Raw genomic sequence first — 12,322 nt, forward strand, 5'->3', positions numbered from 1 at the left:
TCCGGAACATCAGGTCTCAGACGTCGTACTCGTCCGGCGAGCGCATCGCGGGTCCGCCGACCTGCAGCCCCAGTGGCTGCGCGCGCCCGGCGGGTTCTTCCCACGCCTCCTGACGCCCCAGCGGGGTGAGGTCGAGCCAGGGGTAGCCGTTGTGGAACTCCTCGATGCCTCGGCCGAACGTCGAGTAGGTGTGGAAGATCTCGTCGTCGACACGGAGGAACACGCTGATCCCCGGCACCTCTTCACCGCGCATGGCCTCGGTCCACGGCCCACCCGTCCACGGGGTGCCGGCGTGCGCGAGCTCGGACTCGTCGCGGAAGTGGAGCTGCACGGGGGCGACCCGATCGTCGAGGGTGGCGTGGAAGTCCCAGTTGAAGTCGCCGCCGTACGAGGAGACCCACGGGAAGACCCATCCCATCCGCTCACGATACGCGTCGATCTTCGCGAAGGGAGCCCGCGAGACCGCGACGAGGCTCGTGTTGCGCACGTGCAGCTGTCGCAGGTTCCCGATCTGATCGGCTGCGCCCGAGCAGCTCGGGCACGCGTCGTCCCAGTCGGGCGCGAACATGAAGTGGTGCACCACGAGCTGCGGTCGGCCGTCGAAGAGGTCGGCCAGGCTCACCGGACCATCCGGCCCGTCGAACACGTACTCCTTCGCCACGCGCACCATCGGCAGCCGGCGACGCTCGGCGTTGAGCCGGTCCCTGGCGCGCGTGACGTCCTTCTCCTGAGCGAGCAGCGCCTTTCGCGCGGCGAGCCACTCGTCTGCCGACACGACCTCCGGCAGGTTCCCGATCTCCGCCATCACGCCTCCTCCGCGTCCTCATCGTCTTGGAGATAGACGGTCGTGAAGAGATCCACGCCCAGGGCGGCCAGCTGGACGGTGAGCTCGATCGGGAGCACGAATCCGCCCTGGCTCGAATCGGAGTACGCCGACCACCAGATCCGAGCCTCGCAGTCCGCAGGGAGATCGGCGATGCGTCCGACCGCTGGCGTACAGCGATCGAGAAGCTCGCGCAGCGCGCGGGTGCCGGTCTCGTCCGCCTCGGTGTTGTCGAGCTCGTTCACGTCCACCAACCACGCGTGAATGGTGCGGATGCGGCCGCGATGCAGCACCTCGCCCTTCCGCCTGATCTGATCGGGCGTGAGTCCCAGCACCTCCGTGATGACGTCCGGGTCGGTCGTGTCCGAGAGCACGGAGAGCGATGCCAGTCCCGACTGAATCATGAGACGAGCATAGAGGCGGTCCCGCCGCCGCAGGCGGTGCGAGCGGATTACGATTGCAGAGACATCGCAGTCCCAGCGGCACCGCGTCACGGCTGCGCTGGCGACCGCCACGCGGAGCACACGATGAACTCATACCGGCAGGATGACTGGGACGCGAGCCCGGAGCATCCGTCGACGGTCACCGCGCCGTATCTGATGGGCACCGGCGTCGTGACCGGCGAGGACACCGGCACCCGCCCGCTCTCTCCGCCGCATTCGCATGCCGACGCGATGCTCGCCTGGTGCTACCGCGGCACCGTCTGGGTGCACCTGCAGGATGCGATGTGGCGCCTCGCGCCGGGCCAGGGCGTCTGGATCCCCGCGCGGACGCCGCACACCGCCCGCCACGAACGGGACTCCGTCGGCTGCTACACGTACCTGCCCGCATCATCGGCGATCACCCCGATCGACGACATCAGCCGCGTGCTCGTGCCTCGCGCCGTGCAGGAGATGCTCCTGCACCTCGGCATCAACGACATGCCGACAGGCCTGCGCGTGCGCATCCAGTCCACGCTGATCGAGATGCTGCAGCAGCCGGCGCCGGAGGCGCTCGAGGGCTGGGGCGAGGTGCCGCTGCCGACCGACGAACGCGTGCGCGCCCTCGTGCAGGCGGTGCTGGACGATCCGGGCGACCCGCGCAGCGCCACCGAGCTCTTCCTCGCGCACGGGCTGCACGAGCGCACCGTCCTGCGGATCTTCCAGAACGACGTCGGCATGACCTTCGGGCGGTGGCGCACCGGCGTGCGGATGACCCTGGGTGCGCGACTGATCGTCGACGGCACCCCGATCGGAGCCGCGGCGCACCGCTGCGGCTACGCCACGACCAGCGCATTCTCCGCGAGCTTCAAGGAGCGATTCGGGCTCACCCCCCGTCAGCACGTCGCCCGCGTGCAGGCCGACTCGGCGCATCACCTCTACTGGCGCTGATCCTCTCGCCCATCCGACCGCATCTGTCGGTTTCGCGACACAAGTCGTCTGTCGATCGACACTGGGCCAGCTCCAGGCGTTCTACCATCGATCTGTTAGGGCATGCTTACCTAACTTCCGCCGCGTGGACGCGGCACTCCCCTCCCCCTTTCTCTGAAGGAGAATCATGACGCACGCTCTCGCGCGCCCGAAAACACGTCGAGGTGCAGCGCTCGTCGCAGCCGCCATCGCCGCCGCTCTCACCCTCGCCGGTTGCACGGCATCCGCCGACACCGCCGAATCCGCGCCGACGTCGACGGACGGCGTGGTCATCGAACACGCGCACGGCGAGACCGTGATCCCCGAGAAGCCGCAGCGCATCGTGACCCTCGGCTGGATGACCTCCGACATCGTCGCCGCACTCGGCACCAACCCGGTCGGCATGGAAGAGGTGTGGGGCGCCGACGAGAGCGGCTTCCAGCCGTGGTTCGAGGACTACGTCACCGAGGAGTACGGCGAGCTTCCCGAGATCATCCCCTTCACCGACGACGGCCCCAACTACGAGGCCATCAAGGCGCTCAAGCCCGACCTCATCCTGAGCCTCTACTCGGGCATCACCGACGTGCAGTACGAGCGCCTGACCGAGATCGCACCGACGGTCCCCTACATCGAGCGAGCCTGGGACCCGAGCACGTGGGAGGACATGACCCGCACCATCGGCAAGGCGATGTCCGAGGACGCGAAGGCCGAGGAGCTGATCGCCGAGACCGAGGAACAGATCACCACGCTCGCCGACGAGCACCCCGAATTCGACGGCAAGACGTTCGTCTGGGGCCTGACCCTCAACGAGGGCGGCACCGACCTCGGCGTCTACCTCGAGTACGACCCGCGCGTGCGCATCACCGAGGCCCTCGGCTTCACCTCGACCTCGGCCATGGACGACTTCCTCTCGACCGCCGAGGGCGACAACTGGTACACCGGCGTCAGCCTGGAGAAGCTCTACGACGTGCAGGCCGACCTGTTCGCCGCATGGGGCAGCAGCGTGGATGAGGGCACCTACACCGTCGAGAACAAGGTCGTCTCCCGCTGGGAGCCGATCGAGGCCGGCTCCTACGTGATCTACGCGGACGATGCGCAGGCATCCGCGATCAGCGCGCCGACCGTGCTCTCGCTGAAGTACATCCTCCCCACTTACGTCGACGACCTCGCAGCCGCGCTGCAGGGCGAGCCGACCATCGCGGGAGAGTGATCTCGGAGATGTCGCAGCCGACTTCACCTCCGGCTCCGCTGGCGACGGAAGACGGCACCGACGTCTCGAACACCGGCGCGGGGGGTCGTGCAGACGACTCCCCGCGCCGCACCGCCGCGCTCGCGGTCGGCCTGATCGCGGCCACCGCGGTACTCGTGCTCGCAGCGATCGCCTCGCTCGCGGTCGGCAATCGGGCGATCGACCCTGCGACCGTGCTGAGCGCCCTGTTCTCCTATGACGATGAGAACCCGCTGCACCTGATGGTCCAGGAGCTGCGCGTGCCGCGCACCCTGCTCGGCATCGTGGTCGGCGCGGCGCTCGCCGTCTGCGGTGGCCTGATCCAGGCCTTCACCCGCAACCCGCTCGCCGACCCCGGCATCCTCGGCGTGAACGCCGGAGCGTCCTTCGCCGTCACCTTCGCGGTCGGCGTGCTCGGTCTGACGACGCCGGGCGCATACGTGCCCTTCGCCCTCGGCGGAGCACTCGTCCTGACACTGCTCGTCTACACGCTGGGGTCGTTCGGAGCATCCGGAGCCACCCCCATGAAACTCACCCTCGCCGGCGTCGCCCTCGGTGCGGCGTTCACCGGCTTCACGACCGCGATCGTGCTGCGCGACGCCGGCACGCTGCAGGTCATGCGCTTCTGGGGCGTCGGATCGATCGGCGGACGCACGCTCGACCAGCTCGCCTGGGCCGCACCCCTGATCGCCGCCGGCCTCATCATCGGCCTGCTCTGCGCTCGATCCCTGAACGTGCTGGCGCTCGGCGATGACCTGGCGCAGGCGCTCGGCGCCCGCGTGCGGGTCACCCGTGTGCTCGTCATCATCGCCGTCACCCTGCTGGCCGGCACGAGCGTCGCCGCGGCCGGACCCATCGCCTTCGTCGGGCTCATGATCCCGCACATCGTCCGGTGGTTCACCGGCCCCGATCAGCGCTGGGTGCTGACCTACTCGATGATCATCGGCCCGGCGTTCCTGCTGCTCGCCGACATCCTCGGCCGCATCGTGCTGCCGAACGGCGAGCTGCGCGTCGGGATCGTCACGGCCCTGCTCGGCGCCCCGATCCTGATCCTCCTCGTTCGCCGCAGGCGGGTGAGCGGACTGTGAGCATCGACCAGCGCCCGGTGACCCCTCCGATGGCCGACGAACGCCCCGCCTCCCTGGCACCCGTCGACTTCGGTCGGCGCCTCCTCCGCATCGAGACGAAGAGGCTCGCCGCCCTGATCCCGGTGCGCTCGATCGTCGTGTGCGCCGTGCTCCTCGTCGTGATCGTCGTGGCCGGCCTCTTCTCCATGACGATCGGCGCCTATGAGGTGGACTTCCCGTCCGTGCTCCGCGCGATCGTCGACCCCTTGTCAGACCCCGACATCCGCCAGGTCGTCTTCGAATGGCGGCTGCCGCGGGTGCTGTTCGCCATCCTCTGCGGTGCGGCGCTCGCACTCGCCGGCGGCATCTTCCAATCGCTGACCCGCAACCCGCTCGGCTCCCCGGACATCATCGGCTTCGGCATCGGCGCGCAGTTCGGCGTCACGCTCACGATGATCGTGCTCGAGCTGAACACCTACATGTTCAAGGCGGCCGGCGCGCTGGTGGGCGGCCTGATCACGGCCCTGCTCGTGTACCTGCTGGCGAACAAGAACACCATGTCGTCGTTCCGGCTGATCATCGTCGGCATCGGCGTCTCGGCGGGCCTCGGCTCGCTCACATCGTGGATCATGATCTCGGTCAGCATCGAGAAGGCCATGATGGCGGCGACCTGGGGCGCCGGCTCCCTCGCCTCGCTCGGCTTCGATCAGCTCGTCCCGGCCGCGATCGTGTTCGCCGTGGTCACGCTCGCCGCCCTGCCGCTCAACCGCACGCTGCCGGTGCTCGAGATGGGCGACGATGCGGCGACGGCTCTCGGCATCCGCCCTGGTCGCACCCGACTCGCTGCGATGGTCTTCGGCGTGGCGCTGGTCGCGCTCGTCACCGCCGCGGCCGGGCCGATCTCGTTCATCGCACTCGCCGCCCCGCAGATCTCGCAGCGCCTCACGCGTTCGAACACGCCGATGGGCACGGCTCCCGTGATGCTGACCGGCGCCGCACTCGTCGTGGTCTCCGACGCCGTCGCCCAGCTCGTCGCCGTGCCGGTCGGCGTCGTGACCGTGTCGGTCGGCGGCATCTATCTCGCCTGGCTGCTCGCCGCCCAGTACGCGCGCCGCGCCTGAAAGGAACACCCATGACCACTTCGCTGCTGGCCCGCGACATCAGCCTGGGCTACGGGGACACCCCGATCATCTCCGAGCTCTCGCTCGAGGTGCCCGATGACTCGTTCACGATCATCATCGGCCCGAACGCGTGCGGGAAGTCGACGCTGCTGCGCGGCTTCGCACGACTCCTGCGTCCGACCACCGGGGCCGTGCTGCTCGACGGCGCGGAGCTGAAGACGTACAAGCCGAAGGAGGCCGCCCGGCGGCTGGGGCTCCTCCCCCAGTCGTCGATCGCACCCGATGGCATCACCGTCGCAGATCTCGTGGGCCGAGGGCGGTTCCCGCACCAGAACGCGATGCGCACCTGGAGCAGCGCCGACGAGCGCGCGGTCGCAGAGGCCATGGCCGCCACGGGCGTCACCGAGCTGTCCCGCCGGCTGGTCGACGAGCTCTCCGGCGGCCAGCGCCAGCGCGTCTGGGTGGCGATGGCGCTCGCCCAGCAGACCAAGCACCTGCTGCTCGACGAGCCGACGACCTTCCTCGACATCGCCCACCAGATCGACCTGATGGAGCTGTTCGCCGACCTGCACCGCAACGGCACCACGCTGGTCGCCGTGCTGCACGATCTGAACCACGCAGCCCGCTATGCGACGCACCTCGTCGCGATGCGCGACGGCGCGGTCGTCGCCCAGGGCGACCCTCGCGAGATCATCACCGCCGAACTCGTCGAGGCCGTGTACGACCTGCCCTGCAGGGTGATCACCGATCCAGTGTCCGGCACCCCGCTGGTGCTGCCGCTCGGCCGGCGCACCTCGTGACGCGCACACCCAGGCGGCTGTTCGCGATCGCACTCGCCTCGGAGGGGCGCGGCATCGCACTGACCGCTGCGACCGCACTGCTCGTCGTGCACTCGCTCGCCGAGGCGGCGATCCCGGTGATCATCGGCGCCACGATCGACCGCGCGGTGCTCCCTGCCGACCCCGGCGCGCTCGCACTCTGGCTCGGTGTGCTGGTCGGCACGTTCCTGGTGCTGACCGTGAGCTACCAGTCGGCATCCCGCTTCATGGTGACGATCTACGGCTACGGCGAGCAGGCACTGCGCCACCTGACGCTGTCACGGATGCTGCGGCCCCGCCTCTCGCGACGAGCGGTGACTCCCGGTGAGGCGCTGACCTTCGTGACCTCCGACACGTACCGCGTGGCCGGCGTCGCCTGGTCCGTCGCACAGCAGTGCTCGACCATCGCGGCGATCATCGGAGCGGCGCTGGCCATGCTCGTGATCTCGCCGATCGCGACACTCGTGGTCTTCGGCTCCACGATCGCGATGATGCTCGTGATGCGGGTCGTCTCACGCCCGCTCGAGCGCCGAGGATTCGCCGAGCAGCACGCGGCGACCGAGGCCGGCGCGGTCGCTGCCGACTTCATGAGCGGATTCCGCGTGCTGGTCGGCATCGGCGCACGAGAGGAAGCCGTACGTCGATACGTCGCGGCCAGCGACGTCTCCCGCCGCGCGGCGACGGCAGCCGGACGCTCGCTCGCCGGCTCGGAAGCGGTCAGCGAGACCCTCGCAGCCGTGGTCACCACCGCCCTCGCCGGCATGTCGGCGTGGTTCGCTGCCGAGGGGCGCATCAGCATCGGTGAGCTCGTGACGGTGCTCGGACTCGCACAGTTCATCAGCGGCTACCTCGCGTATGCGGGGTCGTTCCCCTCGAACTGGATCCACAAGCTGGCCTCGGCCAAGCGCCTCGCCGAGGTCATCGACGCGGAGGACCTGCTCGACGAGCCGGTCATCGGCGGCGCGCACCTCTCGGCATCCGCCGACGACGTCGTGCTGACCTTCCGCGCCGGCCCGACCGACTCGGCGCTCGTCGAAGTGCGCGAGGGCGAACTGCTCGGCGTCCGACCGGCCGACAGCGACACCGCACGTGCGCTGTCCCGCCTGCTCGGACTGCGCACACGCCCGGCGCCCGGCACGGTCTCGATCGCAGTCGACGGGACGTTCCGCGATCTCACCCACCTGGACCCGGTGGAGTACCGTCGTCGCGTCGTCGCCCCGCCGCACGGGCAGACGATCGTGAGCGGCACGCTGCTCGAAGCCGTCCGCGGGCACGGTTCGGCCGCAGCCCCGGAGCCTGCGCTGATCGAGATGGCGGCGCTGCACGACACCGTCGCGCAGGTCGGCGGCTGGGAGGCGCAGGTCGGCGAAGCAGGGCGGCGGCTCTCGGGCGGACAGCGCCAGCGCATCGGCATCGCCAGAGGCCTGCACTCGAGCGCCGAGGTGCTCGTGCTGGATGAGCCGACCTCTGCGGTGGATGCCATCACCGAGGCGCACATCGCCCGCGCGCTCGCGAATCACACCGCGACCACGATCGTGATCACGACCTCGCCGCAGCTGCTCGGTGCCTGCGACCGGGTCATCGACCTCCCCTCGGCCGGATCGGATGCCCGACATGACTGACCCCTCGCGCAGCGCCCTGCTGCCGATCGCCTCGAGTGCCCGCGTGCGCGCCGCCGTCGGCGCGCTGCTGCGGCAGCATCCTGGCCGGACGGCAGCGGTGGCGGTGCTCTTCCTCGCGGCATCCGCCCTCGGCATCGTGATGCCGGCCTGCCTCGGACGCATCGTCGACGCCGTCTCGACCGATGCAGGCTTCCCCACCATCGCCGGCTGGGTCGCCGGGGCCGGCGCGGGAGCGATCGGCGCCGCTGTCGTGATGCTGTGGGCCACGCGCGTGCTCACCGGACTCGTGCAGGACATGCTCGCGAGCCTCCGTGAAGACGTGTTCGCCTCGGCCATGCGGCTGCCGGTGAGCTCGGTCGACGACGGCGAGAGCGCCGACCTGCTGTCGCGCGTGACGGGCGATGTGGATGCCGTGGCCGAAGCCGGCGGGAACGTGGCGCCGACCCTGCTGTCCGCCGGGTTCGCGATCGCGGTCTCGGTGGCCGCCCTGACGGCGCTCGACCCATGGCTCGCCCTCGCCGGACTCGCGTCGGCACCGTGCTACATCCTCGGCACCCGAGCCTTCCTGCGTCGTTCGCGCGTCGTGTTCCGCGAGGTGCGGGTGCGCGAGGCAGCCCGCAGCCAGGCCGTGCTGGAGGCCGTCGAGGGCATCGAGACCCTCACCGCGTTCAACGAGCAGGAGCACGCGCTCGAGCGGGTGCGGGAGCGTGCAGAGGGGTCCATCCGCAAGCAGATCGAGGGCGTGCGGCTGACGAACCGGCTGTTCCGCTGGATCAACGGCGGCGAGCTGGTCGGACTGGCGGCGATCCTCGCGACCGGGTTCCTGCTGCAGTCGGCCGGAGCGATCACGGTGGGCATGGTCACGACAGCCGCGCTGCTGTTCCACCGGCTGTTCGGTCCGGTCGGGCAGCTGATCTTCGGGCTCGACGACATCCAGCGCGCGACGATCGGTCTCGCCCGACTCGTGGGCGTGATCGACCTCGCCCCGCAGCCGTCCGAGCCCGCGACAGCGGATGCCGCCCCGGCGGCGTCGACCGGGATCGAGGTGCGCGACGTCACGTTCCGCTACCCCACGACGGGCCGCGGGATCAGCGAGGTCACGCTCACCGTCGATCCGGGGACGACCGCCGCGCTCGTCGGCAGCTCCGGATCCGGCAAGAGCACCCTGGCGCGCGTGATCGCAGGCCATCACCCGCCGACCTCTGGCAGCGTGCACCTCGCCGCGGGGACGGCCGATCCGTACTACCTCTCGCAGGAGCTGCACCACTTCCGCGGCACGATCGCGGACAACCTCAGGCTGGTCGCCCCCGAGGCGAGCCACGACGAGATGGTCGCCGTGCTGCATGCCGTGGGCGCCGCCTGGGCGGTCGAGGCGATGGCTGCCGAGGGCGGTGCGGATGCCGCGCAGCATCCGTCCGATGCCCCGGCCGTCCCCCTCGATGAGGGACGCATCCAGCAGCTCGCCGTCGCGCGGGCGCTGCTCGCCGATCCGGCGGTCGTGATCCTCGACGAAGCCACCGCCGATGTCGGCCTGCATCACCGCGATGCCGTGGAAGACGCGATCACCGCTCTGCGCCAGGGCCGCACCGCGCTGCTCATCGCACACCGGCTGCAGCAGGCGTCCACCGCCGAGCAGATCGTCGTCTTCGCCGACGGCAGAGCGACGCAACGCGGGACCCACGAGGAGCTCCTCGCGACCGACGGCCCGTATCGCCGCTCCTGGCTCGCCCAGACCCGGAGCACACCCGACCACCTGACCCCGAACCCGACCCCGAACCCGACTCGGACTCAGCACGAGTCCGGAGAGACGGAGACCCCGTGAACATCCACCGCGGCATCGTCACCAGCACGACCACGCTCGCTCCGACCCTGACCCGCGTCACCCTCGCAGGTCCCGGTATCGAGGACTTCCTCAGCACCGGCATCGGCGACGAGTACGTCCGCGTGTTCTTCCCGCACGGCGACGACCCCACCGACGTCTCACTGCCAGTGCCCGCAGGTGACTGGTGGGAGACGCCGGACGGGGCGCCCGAGGCTCCGATGCGCACATACACGATCAGCGGAGTGCGACCGGATGCTGGCGAGCTCGACATCGACTTCGTGCTGCATGAGGCCGGGATCGCCGGCCCATGGGCCGCACGCGCGGAGCCCGGCCACGTGCTCGGCCTGAACTCGCCCACCGGCCTGTACTCGCCGCCCGCCGACATCACCTGGCAGGTGCTGGTCGCCGACCTCACCGGTCTGCCTGCTGTCGCACGGATCGCCGCCGATGCTCCGGCAGGCGTGCGCACGCGTGTGGTGCTCGAGGTCCCCCACGAGAACGATCGGGTGTCGTTCGACGTCGGCCCGGATGTCGAGGTCACCTGGGTGATCGGCGGCAACGGCCACGCCCCGAGCGCGCTCGGCCACCTGGTGCGCGGCATCGTCGACGACCGCCTGGCGCTCGACGAGGGCTACGTGTGGGTCGCCGGCGAGACCGTCGCCCTGCGCGACGTGCGCAAGTACCTGCGCAAGGAGCTCGGCCTGCCGGCGACCCGGTTCAAGGTCGTCGGCTACTGGACGCCGATCGCCGCGTGGGACGAGAAGTTCGCCGCACTCCCCGAGTCGGTGCAGAAGGAGCTCGACGCGATCTGGACCGAGTTCGAGGACGCAGAGCCGGAGGACGTGCAGGTGCGGTTCGAGGAGCGGCTGGATCAGCTCGGGCTCTGAGCGCGGGCGAGGCGTTGCGGCTCGCGGAATTCGGATCCGTGATCTACGAACTCGCGATGCCTCGTCGCCGCTCTTCCACTGCGAGCGCGAGCCGCAGGCGGCTCAATCCCTCATCGGCACCGTCGATCGACGAGACGATCGACCGGTCCAGTACTGTGCGTCCGATCGCGTTCCGCACCCGTTGAATATCACGGGTGGAGTAGACGGTGAAGTCATCAGCGCGCCGGATGATGGTCGACAAGACGGTCAAGTCCTGCACGTGCCGACGCCACGACGGATCATCTGCGATCTCGAGCGCCGCGGCTTTTGCCGCAATGGCTCCCACAAGCGTCGGCCGAGGCACTGTGCCGCGCTCACCGTCAACGATCGCGTTGACGAGTTCGCTTCGATCCAATGCGCCTTGGGCGCCTGGCGCCGCCAGCGTCGGAGCGCCTCCAGCACCCGGTCGTGTCGCAGCCCGATCGCCGAGAAAACGCGGGATGAGGACGTCGATCACGGCTTGATCGCGTCTCCACCGGTACTGCACCCCGAGGCCGGACGGCAGATCGGCGACGAACCCCATCGCCTCGAGCGCGCTCGTGAACTCGTGGAGGATGCTCGGCCGCGCCCGCACGTCGAGCGCGGCGTCACCATCGTCGGTCGGCCTGGCCGGCGCGGCACCACGTTCCTGACAGTGAAGAAACACGAGCTGTCCACCGACCACGGTCCAATCGCTCGGGAACCGCCGACCGAGTTCGAGAAGCGTGAGCCAGGACTGGGTCTGCGCCGTGGACATCGGAGGAAACTCGACGTCGATCATCGCACTCGCGCCAACAGCTCGATGACTCTCGCGTCCTCACGCGGACTGTTCCAATCAGCGAGATCCGCCATGACCAGACCGATCTGGGGTTGCTCGGACTCATGTTCTCGCCCGCGGTGCATCACGACCTGCCCCTTCGGATCAGGGAGGAGGAGATAGTCTCCGACGATCTCGTCCAGGTCTGTGAAGTGCCGAAGCCACACCTCGGTGACTCCAGTGGCAGAGATCCCGGCACGCGGATCGGAGACGCCGGACTTCATCAGTCTGGCGTCGTGCGAGAGGTCCGCGATGTCCGCAGGAGCAACCTGATACACCAGTCGCTCTCCACGCAGCCTCACCCACGACGCCAGGAGGGCGGGCGCCCCGTCCTCCAGACGCACCAGCTTGTTGCGGTGTTCCCGGAGCCGCGATCGTTGGACGGGAGTCAGGTCGGCGGCAGGTTCCTCTCCGCCGAGCATCGCGATCAGGCCCCATGCCATTGGGGGCGCCATCGGCCGCGCGACGCGCACGCGGCTGTTGAAGGCTGCGTCATCGACGATCCATTGCCTGGATCCGATGCGACGCCCAGGCAGTTCGCCGCTGCGAAGGAGTTGACGGACGCGCTGGGGGGTGACCCCTCGCCAGTTCGCATAGTCGTCGACAGACGTCATATCACTAGTATTTCGTTATCGAAATGCTTGTGTCAAGGGTCGCCAGCGCTCCGTGACCGCATGTGAACCAAAGAGTCGGCCGACTCCGGCCGGATGC

The 12,322-nt window shown here is 69.6% G+C and carries 12 protein-coding genes; 8 read left to right on the top strand and 4 right to left on the bottom strand.

All coding sequences use genetic code 11. The features are described 5' to 3' along the window. Nucleotides 1-16: 16 nt before the first annotated feature. Both V7Z82_RS09275 and V7Z82_RS09280 read right to left on the bottom strand, forming a co-directional pair. Nucleotides 17-805, bottom strand: coding sequence for a DUF899 domain-containing protein (locus tag V7Z82_RS09275; RefSeq protein WP_334150484.1), 789 nt, complete (start codon nt 803-805; stop codon nt 17-19). Then, complete coding sequence (locus tag V7Z82_RS09280) at nt 805-1,227, bottom strand: DUF4279 domain-containing protein (RefSeq protein ID WP_334150487.1); 423 nt, start codon at nt 1,225-1,227, stop codon at nt 805-807. The genes V7Z82_RS09275 and V7Z82_RS09280 overlap by 1 nt, the downstream gene beginning before the upstream one ends. A 123-nt stretch (nt 1,228-1,350) precedes the next feature. On the opposite strand from V7Z82_RS09280, the gene V7Z82_RS09285 reads away from it, so the two are divergent. The 8 genes from V7Z82_RS09285 (at nt 1,351) to V7Z82_RS09320 (ending at nt 10,776) form a co-directional block, all read left to right on the top strand. Further along, entirely contained in the window at nt 1,351-2,193 is an 843-nt protein-coding gene (locus V7Z82_RS09285) for a helix-turn-helix transcriptional regulator (RefSeq protein ID WP_334150489.1), read from the top strand. 166 nt (nt 2,194-2,359) lie between these two features. Further along, complete coding sequence (locus V7Z82_RS09290; RefSeq protein WP_334150492.1) at nt 2,360-3,421, top strand: ABC transporter substrate-binding protein; 1,062 nt, start codon at nt 2,360-2,362, stop codon at nt 3,419-3,421. Nucleotides 3,422-3,429: 8 nt separating this feature from the next. Next, nucleotides 3,430-4,527 (top strand): FecCD family ABC transporter permease, encoded by a 1,098-nt coding sequence (locus V7Z82_RS09295; protein WP_334150496.1) that lies wholly within the window; start codon nt 3,430-3,432, stop codon nt 4,525-4,527. Continuing rightward, complete coding sequence (locus V7Z82_RS09300) at nt 4,524-5,627, top strand: FecCD family ABC transporter permease (RefSeq protein ID WP_334150499.1); 1,104 nt, start codon at nt 4,524-4,526, stop codon at nt 5,625-5,627. The genes V7Z82_RS09295 and V7Z82_RS09300 overlap by 4 nt, the downstream gene beginning before the upstream one ends. An 11-nt stretch (nt 5,628-5,638) precedes the next feature. Beyond that, nucleotides 5,639-6,427, top strand: coding sequence for an ABC transporter ATP-binding protein (locus V7Z82_RS09305; RefSeq protein ID WP_334150503.1), 789 nt, complete (start codon nt 5,639-5,641; stop codon nt 6,425-6,427). Beyond that, complete coding sequence (locus V7Z82_RS09310; RefSeq protein ID WP_334150505.1) at nt 6,424-8,067, top strand: ABC transporter ATP-binding protein; 1,644 nt, start codon at nt 6,424-6,426, stop codon at nt 8,065-8,067. The genes V7Z82_RS09305 and V7Z82_RS09310 overlap by 4 nt, the downstream gene beginning before the upstream one ends. Further along, nucleotides 8,060-9,889 (top strand): ABC transporter ATP-binding protein, encoded by a 1,830-nt coding sequence (locus V7Z82_RS09315; RefSeq protein ID WP_334150507.1) that lies wholly within the window; start codon nt 8,060-8,062, stop codon nt 9,887-9,889. The genes V7Z82_RS09310 and V7Z82_RS09315 overlap by 8 nt, the downstream gene beginning before the upstream one ends. Next, nucleotides 9,886-10,776 carry a siderophore-interacting protein gene (locus V7Z82_RS09320; protein WP_334150511.1) on the top strand — a complete coding sequence of 297 codons (891 nt, stop codon included), beginning with the start codon at nt 9,886-9,888 and terminating at the stop codon, nt 10,774-10,776. The genes V7Z82_RS09315 and V7Z82_RS09320 overlap by 4 nt, the downstream gene beginning before the upstream one ends. Nucleotides 10,777-10,819: 43 nt before the next feature. Here the strand turns inward: V7Z82_RS09320 and V7Z82_RS09325 are convergent, their stop codons facing one another. Continuing rightward, complete coding sequence (locus V7Z82_RS09325) at nt 10,820-11,479, bottom strand: hypothetical protein (RefSeq protein ID WP_334150514.1); 660 nt, start codon at nt 11,477-11,479, stop codon at nt 10,820-10,822. Nucleotides 11,480-11,571: 92 nt separating this feature from the next. After that, a complete protein-coding gene (locus V7Z82_RS09330) occupies nt 11,572-12,225 on the bottom strand; it encodes a hypothetical protein (RefSeq protein WP_334150517.1) in 654 nt (217 codons plus the stop codon). Nucleotides 12,226-12,322: the final 97 nt, after the last annotated feature.

Origin of the sequence: Microbacterium sp. (assembly GCF_036823965.1) — a bacterium.
In the GTDB taxonomy this organism is placed as follows: Bacteria; Actinomycetota; Actinomycetes; order Actinomycetales; family Microbacteriaceae; genus Microbacterium.